The following is a 22,083-nucleotide window of genomic DNA, read 5'->3' on the forward strand; positions in this document are numbered from 1 at the left end:
GGGCGCAGCCTCGCGCGGCTCGTCAGCGGCTACAAAGTGGAAGTCGTTCCCTTGGCATCAACCGCTGGCGCTTTAGGCGCTACTGGTTTCTTGGCCGCAGGTTTTTTGGCGGCCGGTTTGGCGGCTGCTGGCTTGCTCGCGGCCGCAGGAGCTTTAACAGCAGCGGGCTTGGCTGCAGGTTTGGCCGCAGGCTTGGCAGCCGCTTTGGCAACCGCAGGTTTTGCCGCAGCCTTGGCCGGTGCCGCCTTGCTCGCAACCGGCGCCTTGCTGGCCGCAACTTTGGCAGCCGCCGCAGTCAGCTTCTCGATATGCTTGGTCAGGGTCTCGACCTTGGCATGCAACGCCTTGACCTCATCACGGCTGGGGACACCCAAGCGGGTAATGGCGCTATTAAGGCGCTTGTCGAAAGCCTCTTCGAACTCGCCCCACTTTTCCAGGGCCAGATCCTTGACATCTTCAACCCGCGAGCGCGCGGACGATGTCGACGATTTAACGCCCTCGGCCACTTTGTGCCCGGCATCCTTGGCCAGTTTTTCGGCCTTTTCGCCATCCTTGACCAGGGTATCGAAGAGCTTGCTGCCATCGGTATCAATTTTCGAGTACACACCCAAACCAGCCAGCCAGATTTTTCGTGAGTACTCTTCCACCTTGCCTACCCAGGTGTTGCTGTCTTTAGCAGTCGGTTTTTTCGCAGCCATCGTGTTCCCCTCAATGTCATGTCGCGACGCCGGTGAGCAGGATCGTCGAATCATCAAGATGAACAAAGGTGCTCACCTGCATCAGGTTTAGACGTTAAACCGCCTTGTATCAAGGGCACGGCCGCTATTAGACCGGCAACACGACTACGCCAGCGCCTTATCCAGCGAGCGTTCGATTTCCGACTGGATCATGCCGCTCATCGCCGACATCAACAGGCCCAGTTCCACATCGACCTTGACGTTGTTGTCGCTGATTAGCAGGGTGCCATTCACTCCCGAGCGCTTCAGTTTTACCGTGTCGCCCGCCCAGGTAGGGGTCAGGCCATACTGGCTGGCCAGTTTCTCGACCAAAGGACGGGCTTTCTCACGTGCGGCCTCAAGGCCCAGACTGTGGGTACGTTCAACGCTGATACGCGCCATGGCGTGGCTCCTGATAAATAAAGCCGCCACTATACATTCACCCTCGCCAAGACAAAGCCGGCCACCGGGATTAGAATGGCCAGCATTCTCTTTTGGTGACAGCGATATGACTGATCAGCGCAAAGGCAGCGATGCCGAACCCACCACTCACTTCGGCTTCAAAAACGTACCGGAAAGCCAGAAGGCCGAGAAAGTCGCCGAGGTTTTCCACTCTGTAGCCGGCAAATATGACCTGATGAACGACGTTCTGTCAGGCGGCATGCACCGTCTGTGGAAGCGTTTTACCATCGAGCTGTCCGGCGTACGCCCGGGCAACAAGGTGCTGGACATCGCTGGCGGTACCGGCGATCTGGCCCGCAAGTTCTCCCATCTGGTTGGCCCTACCGGCCAGGTCGTGCTGGCTGATATCAACGCGTCCATGCTTAAAGTCGGCCGTGACCGCCTGCTGGACAAGGGCGTAGCCGGCAATATCGAGTTCGTTCAGGCCGACGCTGAAAAGCTGCCGTTCCCGGACAACTATTTCGATTGCGTGACCATCGCTTTCGGCCTGCGCAACGTGACCCACAAGGAAGACGCCCTGCGCTCCATGCTGCGCGTGCTGAAGCCGGGCGGCCGCCTGTTGGTACTGGAGTTCTCCAAGCCGACCAACGCGCTGATGTCCAAGGTCTACGACACCTACTCGTTCGCTTTCATGCCGATGGTGGGCAAGCTGATCCTCAACGACCCGGAAAGCTATCGCTACCTGGCAGAATCGATCCGCATGCACCCGGACCAGGAAACCCTGAAGTCGATGATGGTCGAGGCCGGTTTTGACCGCGTGACCTATCACAACATGACCTCAGGTATCGTCGCCCTGCATCGCGGCATCAAGCCCTGATGTTGCTGCGCGGCCTTCTCGCCAGCGTCGAACACGGCGTCAACCGCGTATTGCGGCTGGACAGCACGGCCCTGGCGCGTTTGCGCCCCTTGACCGGCAAGTTGATTGCCGTCGATTGCGCCAGCCCTTCGCTGCACCTGTTTATTCTGCCCAGCGAAGAAGGCCTGATGCTGGCGAGCCAATGGGCAGCCGAGCCTGACTGCACCCTGCGCGCGCCTGCCTCCAGCCTGTTGCGCCTTGCTCTGAGCAAGGACAAGAGCGCCATCCTGCACAGCCCTGAAGTCGAACTCGAAGGCGACAGCGCTGTGTTGATGGAATTGGCGGCGGTGCTGCAAGACCTGGAACTGGATTGGGAGTATGAACTTTCGAACTGGATCGGGCCTGTGGCAACGGCATTGATCGGTGGCCATGTACGCAGCCGCGCCAACTGGTATCAACAAGGTTTCGCCAGCATCAACCAGAACCTGGCCGAATACCTGAGCGAAGAAGCCCGCACTTTGGTCGGAGAACGTGAGGCGCAAGCGCGCTTTGACGAGCTGGACCAACTCAAACTCGACCTGGATCGCCTTGAGGCGCGCTTCGAGCGCCTTTGCCGATCCCTCAATTCCAGCGATAACGCATGAAGCTGCTTGCCATACGCCGTTTGTTCCGCATCCAGCGCGTCGTCATTCGCTACCGGCTCGATGACCTGCTGTTCGCCCTGCCCTTGCCGTGGTGGATGTTGTCCCTGCGCTATGCACTGCCGTGGCGCTGGTTCCCGCGCAAAAAACTGGAGCTGAGCCGCGGTGCCGCCCTGCGCCTGGCGTTGCAGGATCTGGGGCCGATTTTCATCAAGTTCGGCCAGATCCTTTCGACCCGCCGCGACCTGCTGCCCGCCGATATCGCCGATGAGCTGATGCTGCTGCAAGACCGCGTACCGCCGTTTGACCCGCAGTTGGCAGTCAAGCTGATCGAAGAACAGCTCGGCGCCCGGATCAGTGAAGTGTTCAGCCGTTTTGATATCGAACCACTGGCCTCGGCCTCGGTGGCCCAGGTTCACTCGGCCAAACTCAAGACCGGCGAAGAAGTGGTGGTCAAGGTTGTACGCCCGGGCCTCAAGCCGATCATCGGCTCCGACCTGGCCTGGCTGTTTATCCTCGCCCGCACTGCCGAGCGTTTGAGCGCAGACGCCCGCCTGCTGCATCCGGTGGATGTGGTCAGTGACTACGAAAAAACCATTTACGACGAACTCGATCTGTTGCGTGAAGCGGCCAATGCCAGCCAGCTCAAGCGCAACTTCGAAGGCTCGCCGCTGATGTATGTGCCGCAAGTCTACTGGGACTGGTGCCGCCCGAAAGTGTTGGTGATGGAGCGCATCTACGGGATCCAGGTCACCGACCTTGCGGCCCTGGCCGATCAGCGCACCGACATGAAAATGCTGGCCGAACGTGGCGTGGAGATTTTCTTCACCCAGGTGTTCCGCGACAGCTTCTTTCATGCCGACATGCACCCCGGCAACATTTTTGTCAGCACCGTGAACCCGTGGGCCCCGCAATACATCGCCATCGACTGCGGCATTGTCGGCAGCCTGACCCCCGAGGACCAGGACTATCTGGCGCGCAACCTGTTCGCCTTTTTCAAGCGCGATTACCGGCGCGTGGCGCAGTTGCACATCGATTCAGGCTGGGTACCGGCGCACACCAAGCTCAACGAGTTTGAAGCGGCGATCCGCACCGTCTGTGAGCCGATCTTCGAAAAGCCGCTGAAGGAGATTTCCTTTGGCCAGGTGCTTATGCGCCTGTTCCAAACTGCGCGACGCTTCAATATGGAAGTTCAGCCACAGTTGGTGCTGCTGCAAAAAACCCTGCTCAATATCGAAGGCCTGGGCCGCCAGCTGTACCCCGACCTGGATTTGTGGAGTACCGCCCAGCCGTTCCTTGAGCGCTGGATGCGTGAGCGCGTCAGCCCCAAGACCCTGCTGCGCAACCTGCACAGCCAGGTCGAGCAGATCCCGCATCTGGCCGGCATGACCCGCGACTTGCTCGAACGCATGTCGCAGCCCCATGCCCATAACAAACAATTGGTCGTGCGCGAACCCCGTGACAGCTGGTTCCTGCGCCTGATCGGTGCCGGGCATCTGGCCGCTGGCGCATTACTGGCCAGTATTGGCCCGCTACACACTGCAGGCTATTGGCCTGCCGGCATAATGCTGGCCGTGGGCTTGTATCTGATCGTGCGCCGATAGCCAGCCCCGGTCGAGGCTGGCAAACTGTTAATTCACCAGGCCTCAGCCACAGGGCTGAGGCAGGTTGTCGGAGTCGAACATGAAAGACTGGCTGGACGAGATCAAATGGGACAACGACGGCCTGGTGCCGGCGATTGCCCAGGACCACAAAACCGGGCGCGTACTGATGATGGCCTGGATGAACCGCGAGGCACTGAGCCTGACGGCAACCGAGAACCGTGCCATCTACTGGTCACGTTCCCGTGGCAAGCTGTGGCGCAAGGGCGAAGAGTCCGGCCATGTGCAAAAGCTGCATGAAATGCGCCTGGACTGCGACGCCGACGTGATCATCCTGATGGTCGAACAAATCGGTGATATCGCCTGCCATACCGGCCGTCAGAGCTGCTTCTACCGCGTGTACGAAAACGCCGAGTGGAAGATCGTCGACCCGGTACTTAAAGATCCGCACGCCATTTACCAAGCAGGGCACTCCCATGACTGACACTCTGAGCCGCGTAGCCCAAGTGCTCGAAGCGCGCAAAGGCGCAACCCCGGACAGCTCCTATGTGGCCAGTCTGTACCACAAGGGCCTGAACAAGATTCTGGAAAAGGTCGGCGAAGAGTCGATCGAGACCATCATCGCCGCCAAGGACGCTGCCATCAGCGGTGATTGCAGCGATGTCATCTACGAAACAGCCGATCTGTGGTTCCATAGCATGATCATGCTGGCCCAGCTGGGGCAGCATCCTCAGGCCGTACTGGATGAACTGGAACGTCGTATCGGCACCTCCGGCCATGTGGAAAAAGCCTCGCGGCCGTCCACCTAACCCTTATTTGCAAAGGAACAGATCATGGGCATTTTTGACTGGAAACACTGGATCGTCATTCTGGTAGTCGTAGTCCTTGTCTTCGGCACCAAAAAACTGAAAAACCTGGGCACGGATGTCGGCGAATCGATCAAGGGCTTTCGCAAGGCCATGAACGACGACGAAAAGCCTGCCGAGCCCGTGGTTCCACCTGCGCAGCCAACCGCCGCGCCGCAGCCGCACACCACTTCGACCCTGAACGAGCCGCACACCATCGACGTGCAGGCGCAAAAAGTCGAAGAGCCGACCCGCAAAGACGTGTGAGCCAAAACTAATGTTCGGTATCAGCTTCAGTGAACTGCTGCTCGTCGGCCTGGTGGCCCTGCTGGTGCTCGGCCCCGAGCGCTTGCCGGGTGCTGCACGCACGGCGGGCCTGTGGATCGGGCGCCTGAAACGCAGCTTTAATGCGATCAAACAGGAAGTTGAACGGGAAATCGGCGCGGACGAAATACGTCGGCAGCTGCACAACGAACATATCCTGTCGATGGAAGAGGAAGCCAAGAAAATTCTGGCTCCGCTGCAGGACGCTGTGAAGCCGTTAACGCCCACCGAGCCACCTGTCAGTACCGCTCCCGTCGCACACCCAGAGTCTGCGAGCGCTGCGCCCGTGACCCTGAGCAAAACCGCGTCCGCCCCTGCGCCGCAACCGGCAGCGCCACATGACCCCACCCTGCCACCGCGAGCCCCTTAAGCGCATGAGCGATAAGCCTGAACACGACCAGCCAATGCCGCTGGTTTCGCACCTGACCGAGTTGCGTACCCGCCTGTTGCGCTGCATCGCGGCGATTTTCATCATTTTTGCCGGGCTGTTTGCCTTTACCCAGCAGATCTACACCCTGGTCTCCACGCCGCTGCGTGAATACCTGCCGGTGGGTGCAACGATGATCGCCACCGACGTGGCCTCGCCGTTCCTGACCCCGCTCAAGCTGACCATGATGGTCTCGCTGTTTATCGCCATTCCGGTGATCCTGCATCAGATCTGGGGGTTTATTGCACCGGGCCTGTACAAGCATGAAAAACGCATCGCCGTGCCCCTGCTGGTGTCGAGCATTTTCCTGTTTTACGCCGGCATGGCCTTTGCCTACTTCCTGGTATTCCCGCTGGTGTTCAAGTTCTTCGCCGCTGCCACCCCGGAAGGGGTTGCGATGATGACCGATATCAGCAGCTACCTTGATTTCGTCATGACCCTGTTCTTTGCTTTTGGCGTGGCCTTTGAAATCCCCGTAGCCGTAGTGCTGCTGGTGTGGATCGGCATCGTCGATGTGCAATACCTGCGCAAGATCCGCCCCTACGTGATTATCGGCTGCTTCGTGGTCGGCATGATCCTGACCCCGCCCGACATTTTCTCGCAAACCTTGCTGGCGATCCCGATGTGGATGCTGTTTGAAATCGGCATCCTGTTTGGCAGCCTGGTCAGCAAAAACAAGCGTGGCGATGACGCAGACGAGCAACCGGCCGATAACGACGCCCAACCGCCAGCACCACAAGCGTGAACCTGCTGCTCCTCGAAGAGGCTGATTTCATTGCCGCCGACCGCGTGATCCTGCGTGACCGGCGCCTGACGCATATGCAGGAAGTTCACCGTGCTGCAGTGGGCGACAGCCTGCGCGTGGGGCGCATTGGCGGGCTGATGGGCAGCGCCGAACTGGTGCGTCTGGAGGCCAAAGAGGCTGAGCTGGTTATCCACAGCCTGGACCTGCCGCCACCCGCCAAACTGCCACTGACCCTGCTGCTGGCGCTGCCGCGCCCGAAAATGCTGCGCCGGGTGCTGCAAACCGTAGCCTCGATGGGTGTGCCCAAGATCATTCTGGTCAACAGCTACCGGGTTGAAAAAAGCTTCTGGCAGACACCGTTTCTGGAGCCCGAAGCCATCCGCGAACAGTTGATCCTGGGGCTGGAGCAGTCCCGTGACAGCGTGTTGCCCGAGGTCATCATCGAAAAACGCTTCAAGCCGTTTGTCGAAGACCGCCTGCCGGCGCTGGTGGAAGGCACCCTGGGCCTGGTGGGCCACCCGGGGGATTACCCGGCCTGCCCGCGCGGGCTGGATGAGGCCGTAACCCTGGCCATCGGTCCTGAGGGTGGCTGGATCCCCTACGAGATCGACTTGCTGGCCAAGGCGGGCTTGCAGCCAGTGCAACTGGGCGCACGCATCCTGCGGGTCGAAACCGCCGTCACGGCGCTGCTCGCCCGCCTGTTCTAGACCGCTCTGCAGGGCGCTGCGGGCGCATTCCAGCCCCGCAGCAGCCCCTGACATTTGTGTAGCCTCTTTTCCTCCTTAAGATTTGCTCGCTCGAGCCGATGCAGTAGCACTTCAATATCACTCAAGAAGCCATGGACGGCTGTTATCGATGCCAATCGATCAAAAAAAGGAACTCGTCCATGAACCATTGGTTGACTGCCACACTAGGCAATATCAGTGTCAATCGTAAGCTCGGCCTGGGCTTCGGCCTTGTGTTGCTGCTGACCCTGCTCATCACCATCACCGGCTGGAAGGGGCTGACCAGCGTGATTGAGCGGGGCGACAAGCTGGCCAATATTTCCCAGGTCATCGCCCTGATCAAGGATTTGCGCATTGCCCGCGTCACCTACGACAAGAACAACGGTGAAAACGGCCCGGGCGAGGTCAATGACCTGCTCAACAAGATCGGTAACCAGCTGGTCGCCGCCAACAAGCTGATGGTCCAGGCCAATGACCTGAGCATGAGCAAGGACGAAATCAGGGCCGTCGAGCAGTACAAGAGCATCTTCGCCACTATCGATGAGGCGACCCGGGCACGCGAAGTCAGCAGGGCCAAGCTCGGTGCAACATCCGTCGCCGCCCTCAGCCAGATTGCCGGGATCGAAAAGGACGTGCTCCAGAGTGAAAACCTGGCCGAGTTCAACAGCGTCAACCAGGTCAACCGGTCGCTGTTGCAGGCCCGCTTCGAGGTGCGCGGCTACACCCACACCGGCGACATCGATGCCGCGGTGCCTGCCGTGGAAGCCATCGATCAAGCGCTGGCAGAACTGGCCAGCCTCAGTAAGCGACTGCCCGCTACCTATGCCCCTCAATTCGAGCAGGCCATCGCTTCACTGAAGAACTACCGCGCTGCCTTTATCGACTTTCGCGATTCCCAAGTGAATAGCGACAAGCAATTATCACAACTGCAAGTACTGGGCGATGCACTGGTCGACCTGAGCAACAAACTGTCCCTGTCACAACTTGACCAACGGGATATCGATACCCGACACGCCAAAACCGCGCTGCTGGTCTGCGCATCATTGGCACTGGTGCTGGGCATTATCGCGGCCTGGATCATCACCTGGCAGATCGTTACGCCCTTGCGCGACACGCTCAATATTGTCCGGGCCGTGGCAGCCGGTGACCTCAGCCAGAGCCGCCCGACAACCCGCCGTGACGAACCCGGCCAGCTGCAGCAGGCCATTGAAGTCATGCGCGGGGGCTTGCACGAACTGATCTGCGGGATCGGCGAAGGCGTTAGCCAAATTGCCAGCGCAGCGGAGCAGCTGTCTGCCGTTACCGGGCAAACCAGCGCAGGGGTCAACAGCCAGCGCATCGAAACCGATCAGGTCGCCACTGCCATGAATGAAATGGCCGCCACCGTGCATGAAGTCGCGCGCAATGCCCAGGAAGCGTCCAAAGCCGCGATCACCGCCGACCTGCAAGCTCAGGAGGGTGACACCGTGGTGGCCCAGGCCATTGAGCAGATTGGCCGCCTGGTGGCGGAAGTGCAGCTATCCACTGATGCAATGGCACATCTGAAGCACGAAAGTGACAAGATCGGTAGCGTACTGGATGTCATCAAGGCTGTTTCGCAACAAACCAACTTGCTGGCCCTCAACGCCGCAATTGAAGCCGCCCGTGCCGGAGAGGCAGGTCGTGGTTTTGCCGTGGTGGCCGACGAGGTACGCAGCCTGGCGCAGCGCACGCAGAAGTCCACGGAAGAGATTGAAGTGCTGATCACGGGCCTGCAAACCGGTACGCAACAAGTATCCAGCAGCATGGACAGCAGCCGGTTGCTGACGGACAGCAGTGTCGAGTTGACCCGGCGGGCGGGTGACTCTTTGAGCACCATTACCCGTACGGTATCGACCATTCAAGGTATGAATCAGCAGATTGCGGCCGCGGCCGAGCAACAAAGCGCGGTGGCCGAAGAGATCAACCGCAGTGTGGTGAATGTGCGCGACGTGTCAGAGCAAACTGCCACCGCCAGCAAGCAGACCGCCGCCTCCAGCATTGAACTCGCACGGCTAGGCACACAGCTGCAAACCCTGGTGGCCCGTTTCAAGGTCTGACCAGGAGCGGTGCGACTTTCGTCACACTAACGGCAACTGTCCTTCAGTTCCGGGCCACGACGCCGATGACCTGATACCCCTCCAAGGAGTATCACCATGTACCGTCAGCTGGCCCAACTGCTGGGCAATATCAGCGTCAACCGCAAACTCTGCCTGGGCTTCGGCCTGGTGCTGGTGCTGACCCTGCTGATTGCCGGCACGGGCTGGAACGGCCTGGTCTCGGTGATCGACCGGGGCGACAAGCTGGCCAACATTTCGAAAATCATCAGCCTGACCAAAGACCTGCGTATTGCCCGCCTCGAATATGAACGCCAGCCCGGGGAAAGCGCACTTGCCGGCGTTACCAACCAACTGAGCGAACTGGACAACGCACTGGCGTTGTCGCGCAAACAACTGACCTCTCCCGACGACCTGGCCCTGGTTGAGCAGCAGCTCAACGCCGTGGCGGAGTACAAACGTGCCTTCGCCGACCTGATCCAGGGTACGCAGGCCAGTGATCAAGCCGTTGAACGCATGCACCAGCAGGGCAATGTCCTGATCGAGCAAAGCCAGAAGCTCTCGACCCTGCAGGCCACCAAACGCAACAACGAAAGCCGCCAGGCTACCAACCTGCTGATCGGCTGCACACTGCTGGCACTGGTACTGGGCATCATTGCTGCCTGGGTTATTACCCGCCAGATAGTCATACCGCTGCAACGCACCCTCAAAACCGTTGAGCGCATTGCAGCAGGCGACCTGACCCACGACCACCCGACCGACCGCCGCGACGAGCTGGGCCAGCTACAGCAAGCCATACAGCGCATGACTGCCGGCCTGCGGGAATTGATTGGCGGTATCAGCGACGGCATAACGCAAATCGCCAGTGCCGCCGAAGAACTCTCGGCGGTCACCGAGCAAACCAGCGCCGGGGTCAACAACCAGAAGGTCGAGACCGATCAGGTCGCTACCGCCATGCACGAAATGGCGGCAACCGTGCAGGAAGTGGCGCGTAATGCCGAAGAAGCTTCCGAGGCTGCGCTCGCGGCCGACCAGCAGGCGCGTGAAGGCGACACAGTGGTCGCGCAGGCCCTGGCCCAGATCGAGAAGCTGGCCATCGAAGTCGGCCATTCCACCGACGCCATGGGCCATCTCAAGCGCGAGAGCGACAAGATCGGCAGTGTGCTTGACGTGATCAAGTCCGTGGCTCAGCAAACCAACCTGCTGGCGCTCAACGCGGCGATTGAAGCGGCACGGGCGGGTGAAGCCGGTCGCGGCTTTGCCGTGGTGGCCGATGAGGTACGCAGCCTGGCGCAGCGCACGCAAAAATCCACGGAGGAGATCGAAGAGCTGATTGCCGGGCTGCAAAGCGGCACCCAGCAGGTCTCCAGCAGCATGGACAGCAGCCGCGCCCTGACTGACAACAGCGTTGAGCTGACCCGTCGAGCAGGCGAATCACTGGGCAATATTACCCGCACGGTGTCTACGATTCAGGGCATGAACCAGCAGATTGCCGCAGCCGCCGAGCAGCAGAGCGCGGTGGCGGAGGAAATCAACCGCAGTGTATTGAATGTGCGTGATGTGTCTGAGCAAACCGCCGCCGCCAGCGAAGAGACAGCAGCCTCCAGCGTTGAACTGGCGCGCCTGGGTACGCATTTGCAGACATTGGTGGGGCGGTTCAAGGTTTAGAAACCTCTGCCCCTGTGGGAGCGGGCAAGCCCGCTCCCACAAAAGCAGGCAGGCCCTGCTCTTAAAGCACCTGACGCAAAAACGCCTGGGCGCGCAGGTCTTTGGGCGAGGTGAAGAAATCTTCCGGGGCGGAATCTTCCAGTAACTTGCCGTGGTCGAAGAACAGCACGCGGTTCGCCACTTCACGGGCAAAGCCCATTTCGTGGGTCACGCAGACCATGGTCATGCCTTCGCGGGCCAGGGTCTTCATCACGTCCAGCACTTCGCCGACCATCTCCGGGTCGAGCGCCGAAGTCGGCTCGTCAAACAACATCACCTTGGGTTCCATCGCCAGCGCACGGGCAATTGCCACACGCTGTTGCTGGCCACCCGAGAGACGTGACGGGTACTCATTGGCTTTTTGCCCGATCCCGACCTTGTCCAGCAATGCCCGGGCCTTGGCTTCGCGCTCGGTCTTGCCGCGCTTGCGCACAACCTTCTGCGCCAAGCACAGGTTTTCCAGCACGGTCATATGCGGAAACAGGTTGAAATGCTGGAACACCATGCCGACTTCACGCCGGTAGGCGTTCACGTCGGTCTTGGGGTTGGCCAGATCCAGGCCGTCGATGCTGACGGATCCCGAGTCGAAGTCTTCCAGGCCGTTGAGGCAGCGCAGGAAAGTCGACTTGCCGGAACCCGACGGGCCAATCACCACCAGCACTTCGCCCTGGGCGACGGTGGTGCTGACGTTGTCCACGGCGCGCACGATATGGCCGCGGGTGTCGAAGACTTTTACCAGTTCGCGAACTTCAATCACTTTGCGCGAGCCTCCGCTCAAGCCGGCTGGCGAAATGCGACAGCGGCAGGTTGATCAACAGGTACAGGCCCGCTACGCAGAACAGGATTTCGAACGGCGAAAACGAGGTAGTGATGACTTCCCGACCGCTTTTGAGCAGTTCGGTAATGGCAATCACCGACACCAGCGAAGTGTCCTTGACCAGGCTGATAAATTGCCCGGCCAATGGCGGCAGCACCCGCTTGAACGCCTGCGGCAACACCACATAGCGCATCGACTGGCTGCCGTTGAGGCCCAGCGAGCGGGCCGCTTCGTTTTGCCCGCGAGCAATGGACTGCACGCCCGAGCGGATGATTTCAGCCACATACGCACCGGTGAACAGCGACAGCGCGGCAATACCGGCAAATTCGCGGGACAGGTTGAGTACGGTGCCGATAAAGAAGTAGAAGATAAAAATCTGCACCAGCAACGGCGTGCCACGGACCAGTTCGACGTACAGTGTCGAGAGGTCGCGCAGGGTCGGGTTGTTCGATAGCCGGCACAGGCCCGTAACCAGCCCGATAATCAAGCCCAGTACGCCAGACACCAGCGACAGCCAGACGGTCGTCCACAGGCCCCACAGCAGCGGCCCCGCAGCCCAGTGGCGGTTGACGCCGATCACATCGCCTTCGTCGACTTCGTCACCTTCGGCCAGTTGCAGGCTATTGCCGGCAACGCTCACCCGTTGTTCATTGCCATCATCACCGCGCAGCAGCACTTCGGCAGTGTCGCCCTTGCGTACCAGTTCGATGATGGTCGAGTGCTCAGCAGCCCGCTGGGCTTCTTCGGCCTGATAAGCGAAATACTGGGGGACGCGGTTCCAGCGCCATTCGTAAGACATCAGCGAGGTGGCGTAATACAAAGCCCCCGCCAGGCCGATGAGCACCAGCACGGTCAATACGTGCCAGGGCCACTGGGCTTTTTTTTGTTTGATCACTTTCAGGTTCCACGTCTTGTATCGCTAGGGAGGCCGTCATCGCGGGCAAGCCCGCGATGATTCAATCAGCCTTATTCCATGTCCTTGAGCCAGGCGGTGTCTTTGAACCACTTGTCATGGATGCGATCGTAAGTGCCGTCTTCGTGGATCTGGTGCAGGAAGTTGTTGATGAAGTTGATGCTGTCGTAGTCACCCTTCTTCAGACCGAAGGCCAGTGGCTCGTAGGTGAATGGCTGGTCAAGGAACACCAGTTTGCCGTTACCGAACTTGTTGACGGCTACAACGTTGTAAGGCGCGTCGTATACAAAGGCATCAGCCTTACCGTTAACCACGTCCAGCACACCTTCAGGCTCGTTGTCGTAGCCGTGGTACTGGGCTTTGGACATCAGCTTGCGGGCGATCATTTCGCCGGTGGTGCCGATTTTCGAGGTCAGGCGGTATTGCGGGTCGTTGAGATCTTTGTAGGACTTGATCTTGTCAGCCAGTTCCTTGCGTACCAGCAGGGTTTGGCCCACAACAATGAAGGGTTCGCTGAAGTTCAGGCGCAAGTTGCGTTCCTGGGTCAGGGTCATGCCGCTGCCGATCATGTCGAACTTGTTGGTCATCAGGGCCGGGATGATGCCGTCGTAACCGGTAGACACCAGCTCCAGCTTGACACCCATGGACTTGGCCATCGCTTTGAGCAGGTCAACTTCGAAGCCAATGATCTGGCCACGCTTGTTGGTCATTTCAAAGGGCATGTAGGTAGGGTCCATGCCCACCTTTAAGGTGCCACGCTTGACCGCATCATCAATTGCGCCTGCATGGGCTGCGCTGATCGCCAGCAGTGCAGTGACACCGCACAGCAGTTTCGAGACAAACTTCTTCATCATCAACTCCCCCTCACCTACTCAATTAAGGTGTTGGCCTGCGGCTGGCTTGAAGCAAAAAGCCAATAAAGCCGGGCGCTCACCCATTCGAAAACGGATGCTAACTCACTGAGGGTTGTGAGACGAGTTTTGAAACAGAAAAGGCCAATGGCCGGGGGATACAGTCACTGTGGGAGCGGGCTTGCTCGCGATACAAGCGACGCGGTGCAACAGGTATTACGAGGTGATGCAATCGCGAGCAAGCCCGCTCCCACTTAAAGCGGAAACGGGTTGCTCACGAAGGATCAAGCTGCAGGCTGCAACGGCAACAGCGGTGCGTGAGGGTCGGCAGCAACCGACTCACGCCAGGCGTTCAGCCAGCCTTCGTGCCCCTCGCTCCACACCAGCGCATGCAGGCGTGCAAGGGCAACCGGGTCGCTCAACAACTGCATGCGCTCGTTGTTGGTAACGCCCTCTGGACCGACTTTGAGTGCATGACGCACACGCTCGGTACGCAACCACTCAATCGGCTCGGCTTCCCGGTGACGCGAGGTCGCCAAAGCACAGGCCAATGCGTTCTGCTGCGGATCAACCACGGCCCGGACAAAACCGTCATGCAGCGCATGGTAGCGATTTTCATGGGTGTATTCGGCGGTAGCCGACAACTCACGGGGCGGCGCATATTCCTCAGGAATCAGGAACAGGCTTTCGTCACGGGTCTTGAGGCCCAGTTTCACCCGACTGGAGATCACGGAAACCGGGATCGACAACATCAGTGAACCGACAATCGGTACCAGCCACCACAAAAAGCTCGGGTTCAACCACAGCACCAATGCAGCCCATGCAGCACCCAGCAGGGTTTGCGGGCCATGACGGCGTACGGCTTCGCTCCACGGCGTGGAGTCGTCGTCACGCTGTGGCGAGTTCCAGGTCGCCGCCCAGCCCAGAAACGCGGCCAGTACAAAGCGGGTGTGGAAGATCATGCGCACCGGTGCCAGCAGCACCGAGAAGAGCATCTCAAGCAGCATCGACAGCGTTACTTTGAACTTGCCACCGAACTCTTTGGCACCCTTGGCCCAGATCAGAATGATGCTCAGCAGCTTGGGCAGGAACAACAAGACGATGGTGGTGGAAAACAGCGCCACGGCTTTTTCCGGGTGCCACTGTGGCCACAACGGGTACAACTGCCGTGGTTCCAGGAAGTACTGTGGCTCCATCAGCGTGTTGACCGCCAGCAGGGCCGTCGACAACAGCAGGAAGAAGAACCACAACGGTGCCGACAGGTACGACATCACCCCGGTCAGAAACACCGCACGGTGCACCGGGTGCATACCCTTGACCAGAAACAGGCGGAAGTTCATCAGGTTACCGTGGCACCAGCGACGGTCACGCTTGAGTTCATCCAGCAGGTTAGGCGGCAATTCTTCATAGCTGCCCGGCAAGTCGTAGGCAATCCACACCCCCCAACCGGCACGTCGCATCAACGCGGCTTCCACGAAGTCGTGGGACAGGATCGCGCCCGCAAAAGCGCCTTTGCCCGGCAGCGGCGCCAGGGCGCAGTGCTCGATAAACGGCTTCATGCGGATAATTGCGTTGTGACCCCAGTAGTGGGATTCACCCAACTGCCAGAAGTGCAAGCCGGCGGTAAACAGCGGGCCGTACACACGGGTGGCGAACTGCTGCATGCGCGCATACAGCGTGTCCATGCCCGAGGCTCGTGGCGCGGTCTGGATGATACCGGCGTCCGGCGTAGCTTCCATCAGGCGTACCAGGCTGGTCAGGCACTCACCGCTCATCACGCTGTCTGCGTCGAGCACCACCATGTACTTGTAATCACCGCCCCAGCGACGGCAGAAGTCGTCGAGGTTGCCGCTTTTACGTTTTACACGGCGGCGGCGACGGCGGTAGAAGATCCGCCCGAAGCCTTCGGTTTCGCGGCATACATCCAGCCACGCCTGTTGCTCGGCAACGCAGATATCGGGGTCGTTGCTGTCACTGAGGACGAAGAAGTCGAAGCGGTCCAGGTCGCCGGTAGCGGCCACCGACTCGTAAGTCGCGCGCAAACCCGCGAATACACGGGTGACGTCTTCGTTGCAGATCGGCATCACCAGCGCGGTACGCGCTTGTTCCGGGATCGGTTCATTACCGGCGCTGGCGCCGGAAATACGGTATTTGTCGTGCCCGGTCAGCAGTTCCAGAAAGCCCATCAGGGCGGTCCAGAAACCCGCCGACACCCAACAGAACAGAATCCCGAACAGGATCAGGATGCTGGTTTGCAGGGCATAGGGCAGCACTTGCTGGGCCGTTTGCATCAACGGCTGGTGCAATACTTCTTCAAGGTCAACGAACGACCAGCCCTGGTACGGCATGATGCCTTTCATGTACCAGCCCGCAACGATGGTCTGGCCGAGCATCAATACCAGCAGGATGTAGCGGCGGATCGAACCCACCGTACGCCAGCGGGCCTTGGGCAGGACGCGTTCGTCGATTTCCGGCTTGGGCGGGTTGCTGCGCCCGGTCAGGCGCCGCCAGCCACGCACCAGGATATTGGTGCGCCATGGCTCTGGCACTACCTTGGTACGGCGAATCGGCGGCGTAGCCTTGAGCATGACCCGGCCGCTGGCGTCGAGGGCGAGCATTTCTGCTTCCTCAAGTTCAGCCGCCGAAGTCAGGTTCAGACGCGTGCCCACCGAAGCCTGAGCGGCCTCGGCAGCATCCACGTCGCTCTGCGCCGACAAGCGCGCATGCAACTCGGCGAACGAGGTGCAGTTCGCCAGTTCCGCGCGCTGCTCATCGCTCAGTGGTAAATGCGCCAGGTACTCGCTGAGCGAGGCCGGGTGGGGCTGAGCATTACTCATCGGCTGGCAACTGGTAGCTCCAGGTCTCGGTCAGCACTTTTTCAGTCTTGACCGGCTCCGGAGTGGCTGGGGTCGCTTCAGGCGCCTTGGCGTCCTTGGCTGCGTGGTCTTTCTTGTCCTGTGCCTTGGCCGCAGCTTTCTCGGCTTTGGTCTCAGGTGCCTTATCCGCTTTGGCGGCCGCAGCCGGCTCAACGTCCTGGACCAGCGCTGCACGCATTTCCGTGGCCTTGCTCGGGTCTTTGATTTTCAACCGCAGGGTCAAACGCCAGCCCTTGGTTTCAGGGTTGTAACGCACGTTGTTTTCAACCAGTTCGGCGTTGTCACCCACACTGACCTGGCTGCGTACAGCAGAATTTTCCGGCAGAGCCTTGAGGGACGGGCCTTCGAAGTCCACCAGATACGCCACACTGCCGTCTGGTTGGCGGATCAGGTTGGATTGCTTGACGTCACCGGTCGAACGCAGGGTCTGTTGTGCCCAGGCGCTGTCGGCCGGGTGCAGAGCTGCTTCATCCATGGTCCAGTGCAGGCGATAAGCGAAATCAAACGGCTTGAGCGGCTCCGGCAGGGTGTCCGGGCTCCAGAAAGCAACAATGTTGTCGTTGGTTTCGTCAGCGGTTGGAATTTCTACCAGGTCAACCGAGCCTTTGCCCCAGTCGCCCTGTGGTTCGATCCAGGCGCTTGGACGCTTATGGTAGTTGTCATCCAGGTCTTCGTAGTGGCTGAAATCACGGCCACGTTGCAGCAAGCCGAAACCACGCGGGTTTTCAACGGCGAAGTTGCTTACCGACAAGTGTTTCGGATTGTTCAGCGGACGCCAGATCCACTCGCCGTTACCGGCGTGAATGGCCAGGCCCGACGAATCGTGCAGTTCGCGACGGTAGTTGAGGACCTTGGACGGCTGGTTGGCGCCAAACAGGTACATGCTGGTCAGCGGAGCGATGCCAAGCTTGCCGACCTTGTCACGCAGGAACATCTGCGCTTTGACGTCCACTACCGTATCCACGCCCGGGCGCAGGGTAAAGCGGTAAGCACCGGTAGCCCGTGGCGAGTCCAGCAGGGCGAAGATCACCAGATGCTTGTCGTTAGGCTTGGGTTTTTCGATCCAGAATTCGGTGAAGCGCGGGAACTCTTCGCCCGACGGCAATGCCGTGTCGATCGCCATACCACGGGCCGACAGACCATAGATCTGGCCCTTGCCCACAACGCGGAAGTAACTCGCGCCGAGCATGGTCATGATCTCGTCCTGTTTGTCCGCCTTGTTGATCGGATACAGCACGCGGAAACCCGCCCAACCGAGGTTTTCGGTGGCTTTAGGATCGAACTTGACGTCACCGAAGTCGAAACGGCTCGGGTCGTACTTGATCTCTTCAACCGTGGTGGCGGTCACTTCGTTGATTTTCACCGGCGTGTCGAAATGCATGCCCTGGTGATAGAAGGACAGTTTGAACGGGGTTTTGTCACCCGCCCACTGGGCCTTGTCACGGTTGAACTGGATTTTCTGGTAGTCCGCGAACTTCATGTCGCGGAATTCCTTTGGCAAATTGCTGCGCGGCGCTTGGTACTTCTGCTCGGCGAGGGTTTTAGCCTCAGCCGCCACGTCATCCAGACTGAATGCCCACAGTTGACCCGCACCGAACAAGCAAAAGAGCGCAGAGCCCGTCACCAGTGCGTTACGCAACCGCTTGGCAGACATTTTTGGTGCATTTAATGGACTAACAATCACGAGCAAACCTCGCCGAAAACAGATGATGAAACCAACGGCCAGCGATCTAAATGCCAGGTTGGCGAGCACTGTTCCGACCGTCAAAGGAATAAATGATTCCCCGGACGTGTCGGATTAGTCTCTGTGTAGCGCAGGATTATCTAGTAGCCCGCGTTACAACGCATCTACTGTCAGCAAGTATTTCTCGCTAAAACCCCCTGTTTTCAGACGAAAACACGGTTTTTCAGGGTTTTAGGTTTGTAACAAAAATGTCACAGGGCCATCATTGATCAAATGCACCTGCATATCAGCGCCAAAACGCCCCGATTCGACGCTGGGGTGAAGTCGTTTTGCCGCTTCAAGCAGCTGATTGAACAACGCCTCGGCCAATGCCGGTGGTGCTGCCGTGGAAAAGCTCGGACGCAGGCCGCTCTTGGTGTCTGCCGCCAGGGTAAATTGCGAAACCAGCAGCAAGCCGCCGCCGATATCGGCCAGTGACAGGTTCATTTTGCCTTCGGCATCGCTGAATACTCGATAGTTGAGCAGCTTATGCAGCAACTTGGCGGCGCTGGCTTCGGTATCCCCGGGCTCGACGGCAACCAGCACCAGCAAGCCCTGATCGATTGAACCGACAATCTCCCCCGCTACCTCTACCCGCGCGCCACTGACGCGCTGCAACAGCCCCTTCATGCTTCGTCAGGCTGCAAGTTGAGCAGACGACGGGCCATTTGCTCGGTGGCGCGCACCAGGGCGTCGGTAATGCCGGGCTCGGAAGCGACGTGCCCGGCTTCACGGATGATTTGCAGCTCACTGCCCGGCCAGGCCTGGTGCAGCTCCCAGGCGTTATCCAGCGGGCAGATCATGTCGTAGCGGCCATGCACGATCACGGCCGGCAGGTGGGCAATCTTGTGCATGTCCCGCAGCAGCTGATTGGGCTCAAGGAACGCATTGTTCATAAAGTAGTGGCATTCGATACGGGCAATGGACAATGCCCGGTGCGGGTCGCAGAAGCGCTCGACCACCTGCGGGTTGGGCCGCAGGGTGGCGGCGCGGCCTTCCCAGGTCGACCATGCCTTGGCCACATGCATCTGGGCAATCTGGTCGTTGCCCGTGAGGCGCTTGTGAAAGGCACTCATCAGGTCGTCACGCTCTTCCTCAGGGATCGGCGCGATATAGTCCTGCCAGTAGTCGGGGAAAATCCGGCTGGCCCCTGCCTGATAGAACCATTCGATTTCCTGCGGCCGCGCCAGAAAGATCCCACGCAAAATCAGGCCATGTACTTGCGCTGGATGGCTTTGCGCGTACGCCAGTGACAGGGTCGAGCCCCACGAACCGCCGAACAACACCCACTTGTCGATGCCCAGGTACAGGCGAATCCGCTCCATATCGGCGACAAGATCCCACGTGGTGTTGCTGTCCAGGCTGGCGTGCGGTGTCGAGCGACCACAGCCGCGCTGATCAAAGGTGATGATGCGATACAGGCCCGGATCGAAATAGCAGCGGCTGTTGGCATCGCAACCCGACCCCGGCCCGCCGTGGACAAACACCACCGGCAGGCCGTCTGGCGAACCGCTCTCGTCAACGTAGAGCACATGCGGGCCATCGACCGCCAGTTCATGCCGGGCGTAGGGTTTGATCTGCGGGAACAAGGTCTGCATTACGCACTCCAGGGAGGGGTCGAAAGAGATTGCCGTCAGGCATCATAAACCCGATTGGAGGTATTGAGCATGCCCTTACTAAAAGGATGGGGTTTGGATCGGTGGCGCGCCTCCAACCCTCTCCTGTAGGGCGAGGAGGGCTGATTGTCGGTGTTCTTGAGGCCGCGCGCACTCTGTCCCCTCTCCCTCCGGGAGAGGGCTAGGGTGAGGGGCTTTTGACTTAACGTTCCCGGCCCCACTCAATAATCCGCGCCAACAATTGCTTGAGTACCACCCGGGTCGGTGCCGCAAGGTCTTCGCGATAGTTGAACGGCTCGAACTCTTCCATATAGGTGCACTGCGCCAGTTCCAGTTGCACAGCATGGATGTTGTCCACCGGACTGCCGTAATGACGGGTGATATGGCCACCCTTGAAGCGTCCGTTCAGTACATGACTGTAGGCTGGATGCTCGGCACAAATGGCTTCAAGATCGCGGGCCAGCGTCGGATCGCAACTGGCACCATTGAAGGTGCCCAGATTGAAGTCCGGCAGACGGCCGTCAAACAGATGAGGGATTTGCGAACGAATGGAATGCGCATCAAACAGCAGCGCATAGCCAAACTCGTCTTTCATGCGTTTGAGTTCCTGTTGCAAGGTCTGGTGATAGGGTTTCCAGATCTGCTCCAGGTACGTCGCACGCTCCTCTTTCGTAGGCACCAGCCCTTCACGAAACAATGGCACGCCATCAAATAGCGTGGCCGGGAACAAACCTGTGGTGGCGCTCACATACATCGGCGCATCGTCCTGCGGGCGATTGAGGTCAATCACAAACCGCGAATACTCGGCTGCCAGGGTGCTGGCACCCAGCTCGCTGGCAAAGTCGTACAGCTGCGGGATATGCCAGTCGGTGTCCGGCAGGCTTTGCGCCTCAGGGATCAGCCCGGCCTTGACTGCCGGAGTCAGTTTCAGACCAGCATGGGGCATGCTGATCAGCAACGGCACGCGGCCTTGTTTGAATGTCAGAACCTTGTCCACAAGCTTTCTCCTAAAGCGTTACGTCAACGCCGCTACGCACGACGCGTTTGTCCAGATCACCGCCCAGCCAATAAGCCAGGTCTGCCGGACGATCAATGTTCCAGGCGACAAAGTCGGCCACCTTGCCGGGCTCAAGCGAGCCGTGGGTCTCGCCCATGCCCAATGCCGTTGCCGCGTGCAGGGTGACCCCGGCCAGGGCTTCTTCGGGGGTCATACGGAACAGGGTGCAGGCCATGTTCAGCATCAGGCGCAACGACAGTCCCGGCGAGGTTCCCGGGTTGAGGTCACTGGCAATGACGATTTTTACCCCGTGCTTGCGCAGGGCCTCCATCGGCGGCAACTGGGTTTCACGCAAGAAGTAAAACGCACCAGGCAAGAGCACGGCCACGGTGCCGGAGGCGGCCATGGCAATGGCGTCTTCTTCGGTCATGAATTCCAGATGATCGGCCGACAGCGCCTGATAGCGCGCCGCCAAGCTGGAGCCATGCAATGAAGACAGCTGCTCGGCGTGCAATTTGACCGGCAGGCCCAATTGCTGCGCTACCTTGAACACCCGCTCGACCTGGGCCGGTGAGAACGCCAGGTATTCGCAGAACGCATCCACAGCGTCCACCAGCCCTTCGGCTGCCAGCGCGGGTAGCATCTCGTTGCAGATATGCTCGATATAGTCATCGGCGCGATCCTTGAACTCCGGCGGCAAGGCATGGGCGGCCAGGCAGGTGCTGCGCACCGTGACCGGCAATGCTTCGCCAAGACGGCGGATCACCCGCAAAATTTTGCGTTCACTCTCCAGGCTCAGGCCATAACCAGACTTGATCTCGACACTGGTCACGCCATCGCGCAGCAAACACCGCAAACGCTGACGGGCACTGTCGAACAACTCGTCCTCGCTGGCCGCGCGGGTCGCACGCACAGTGCTGGCAATACCGCCTCCGGCCGCGGCGATTTCGGCATAGCTCACGCCTTGCAGACGCTGCTCGAACTCACCGCTGCGGTTGCCGCCAAACACCGTGTGCGTATGGCAATCGATAAGCCCCGGCGTTACCCACGCGCCTTCAAGGCCGTGGGTTTGCCCATATTCGCCCGTCGGCAACTGCTGACGCGGGCCAAGCCACTCAATGTAGCCGTCACGGGTGACGAGGGCGGCATCCTCGATGATCGAGTACGTGCCGTTGGCCATTGTTGCGACATTGCAGTGCTGCCAAAGGGTTTTCATCGCGTCACTC

At 59.7% G+C, this 22,083-nt stretch carries 22 protein-coding genes and 1 pseudogene; 12 read left to right on the top strand and 11 right to left on the bottom strand.

The genetic code is table 11. The features are described from left to right. Positions 1-29: 29 nt before the first annotated feature. Complete coding sequence (locus FHL07_RS16895) at positions 30-698, bottom strand: phasin family protein (RefSeq protein ID WP_095000838.1); 669 nt, start codon at positions 696-698, stop codon at positions 30-32. Between the two features lie 144 nt (positions 699-842). Beyond that, entirely contained in the window at positions 843-1,118 is a 276-nt protein-coding gene (locus tag FHL07_RS16900) for a polyhydroxyalkanoic acid system family protein (RefSeq protein WP_095000837.1), read from the bottom strand. Between the two features lie 106 nt (positions 1,119-1,224). Here FHL07_RS16900 and ubiE point away from each other — a divergent pair, with 106 nt between their 5' ends. The 12 genes and pseudogenes from ubiE to FHL07_RS16955 all read left to right on the top strand — a co-directional run bounded on the left by ubiE (position 1,225) and on the right by FHL07_RS16955 (position 11,025). After that, positions 1,225-1,995, top strand: coding sequence for a bifunctional demethylmenaquinone methyltransferase/2-methoxy-6-polyprenyl-1,4-benzoquinol methylase UbiE (ubiE, locus tag FHL07_RS16905; RefSeq protein ID WP_095000836.1), 771 nt, complete (start codon positions 1,225-1,227; stop codon positions 1,993-1,995). Further along, positions 1,995-2,618 (top strand): ubiquinone biosynthesis accessory factor UbiJ, encoded by a 624-nt coding sequence (locus FHL07_RS16910; protein ID WP_095000835.1) that lies wholly within the window; start codon positions 1,995-1,997, stop codon positions 2,616-2,618. The genes ubiE and FHL07_RS16910 overlap by 1 nt, the downstream gene beginning before the upstream one ends. Beyond that, complete coding sequence (gene ubiB / locus FHL07_RS16915) at positions 2,615-4,219, top strand: ubiquinone biosynthesis regulatory protein kinase UbiB (RefSeq protein WP_095000834.1); 1,605 nt, start codon at positions 2,615-2,617, stop codon at positions 4,217-4,219. Before FHL07_RS16910 ends, ubiB begins: the two co-directional genes overlap by 4 nt. A gap of 79 nt (positions 4,220-4,298) precedes the next feature. Continuing rightward, positions 4,299-4,700: a phosphoribosyl-AMP cyclohydrolase gene (hisI, locus tag FHL07_RS16920; RefSeq protein WP_095000833.1), complete on the top strand. Its 402-nt coding sequence runs from the start codon at positions 4,299-4,301 to the stop codon at positions 4,698-4,700. Further along, positions 4,693-5,025, top strand: coding sequence for a phosphoribosyl-ATP diphosphatase (locus tag FHL07_RS16925; protein WP_095000832.1), 333 nt, complete (start codon positions 4,693-4,695; stop codon positions 5,023-5,025). The genes hisI and FHL07_RS16925 overlap by 8 nt, the downstream gene beginning before the upstream one ends. A gap of 24 nt (positions 5,026-5,049) precedes the next feature. Next, positions 5,050-5,328, top strand: a complete 279-nt coding sequence (locus FHL07_RS16930) for a twin-arginine translocase TatA/TatE family subunit (protein WP_019825245.1) — start codon at positions 5,050-5,052, stop codon at positions 5,326-5,328. A 10-nt stretch (positions 5,329-5,338) separates the two neighbouring features. After that, positions 5,339-5,755 (top strand): Sec-independent protein translocase protein TatB, encoded by a 417-nt coding sequence (gene tatB / locus FHL07_RS16935; protein WP_095000831.1) that lies wholly within the window; start codon positions 5,339-5,341, stop codon positions 5,753-5,755. Positions 5,756-5,759: 4 nt separating this feature from the next. Continuing rightward, a complete protein-coding gene (tatC, locus tag FHL07_RS16940; protein WP_095000830.1) occupies positions 5,760-6,557 on the top strand; it encodes a twin-arginine translocase subunit TatC in 798 nt (265 codons plus the stop codon). Then, on the top strand, positions 6,554-7,264 hold the full coding sequence (locus FHL07_RS16945; protein WP_095000829.1) for a 16S rRNA (uracil(1498)-N(3))-methyltransferase: 711 nt from the start codon (positions 6,554-6,556) through the stop codon (positions 7,262-7,264). The genes tatC and FHL07_RS16945 overlap by 4 nt, the downstream gene beginning before the upstream one ends. 179 nt (positions 7,265-7,443) lie before the next feature. Next, a pseudogene (locus FHL07_RS24050) lies at positions 7,444-8,505 on the top strand (methyl-accepting chemotaxis protein); the annotation flags it as partial. Positions 8,506-8,646: 141 nt separating this feature from the next. Next, positions 8,647-9,360, top strand: coding sequence for a methyl-accepting chemotaxis protein (locus tag FHL07_RS24055; protein WP_370688615.1), 714 nt, complete (start codon positions 8,647-8,649; stop codon positions 9,358-9,360). 96 nt (positions 9,361-9,456) lie between these two features. Further along, complete coding sequence (locus FHL07_RS16955; RefSeq protein WP_095000827.1) at positions 9,457-11,025, top strand: methyl-accepting chemotaxis protein; 1,569 nt, start codon at positions 9,457-9,459, stop codon at positions 11,023-11,025. A 61-nt stretch (positions 11,026-11,086) separates the two neighbouring features. Here the strand turns inward: FHL07_RS16955 and FHL07_RS16960 are convergent, their stop codons facing one another. From FHL07_RS16960 to hutI, 9 genes are all read right to left on the bottom strand, one after another. Further along, positions 11,087-11,821 (bottom strand): amino acid ABC transporter ATP-binding protein, encoded by a 735-nt coding sequence (locus FHL07_RS16960; protein ID WP_095000826.1) that lies wholly within the window; start codon positions 11,819-11,821, stop codon positions 11,087-11,089. Next, a complete protein-coding gene (locus FHL07_RS16965; protein ID WP_370688616.1) occupies positions 11,814-12,773 on the bottom strand; it encodes an amino acid ABC transporter permease in 960 nt (319 codons plus the stop codon). Before FHL07_RS16965 ends, FHL07_RS16960 begins: the two co-directional genes overlap by 8 nt. A 74-nt stretch (positions 12,774-12,847) precedes the next feature. Continuing rightward, positions 12,848-13,645 (bottom strand): transporter substrate-binding domain-containing protein, encoded by a 798-nt coding sequence (locus FHL07_RS16970; protein ID WP_016783160.1) that lies wholly within the window; start codon positions 13,643-13,645, stop codon positions 12,848-12,850. A 284-nt stretch (positions 13,646-13,929) separates the two neighbouring features. Further along, complete coding sequence (gene mdoH, locus FHL07_RS16975) at positions 13,930-16,482, bottom strand: glucans biosynthesis glucosyltransferase MdoH (protein ID WP_095017735.1); 2,553 nt, start codon at positions 16,480-16,482, stop codon at positions 13,930-13,932. After that, entirely contained in the window at positions 16,475-18,205 is a 1,731-nt protein-coding gene (locus FHL07_RS16980) for a glucan biosynthesis protein (RefSeq protein ID WP_138738719.1), read from the bottom strand. The genes mdoH and FHL07_RS16980 overlap by 8 nt, the downstream gene beginning before the upstream one ends. A gap of 231 nt (positions 18,206-18,436) precedes the next feature. After that, positions 18,437-18,874: a D-aminoacyl-tRNA deacylase gene (gene dtd / locus FHL07_RS16985; RefSeq protein ID WP_095000823.1), complete on the bottom strand. Its 438-nt coding sequence runs from the start codon at positions 18,872-18,874 to the stop codon at positions 18,437-18,439. Then, on the bottom strand, positions 18,871-19,842 hold the full coding sequence (gene pip, locus FHL07_RS16990; protein WP_095000822.1) for a prolyl aminopeptidase: 972 nt from the start codon (positions 19,840-19,842) through the stop codon (positions 18,871-18,873). Before pip ends, dtd begins: the two co-directional genes overlap by 4 nt. A gap of 220 nt (positions 19,843-20,062) precedes the next feature. Further along, a complete protein-coding gene (gene hutG / locus FHL07_RS16995; RefSeq protein WP_138738720.1) occupies positions 20,063-20,857 on the bottom strand; it encodes an N-formylglutamate deformylase in 795 nt (264 codons plus the stop codon). Positions 20,858-20,867: 10 nt separating this feature from the next. Continuing rightward, the gene (gene hutI / locus FHL07_RS17000; protein WP_138738721.1) at positions 20,868-22,073 is read right to left on the bottom strand and encodes an imidazolonepropionase; all 1,206 of its coding nucleotides are present in this window, start codon (positions 22,071-22,073) and stop codon (positions 20,868-20,870) included. Positions 22,074-22,083 lie beyond the last annotated feature (10 nt).

The sequence above is a fragment of the Pseudomonas sp. FSL W7-0098 genome, assembly GCF_005930585.1.
Taxonomy (GTDB): Bacteria; Pseudomonadota; Gammaproteobacteria; order Pseudomonadales; family Pseudomonadaceae; genus Aquipseudomonas; species Aquipseudomonas bubulae.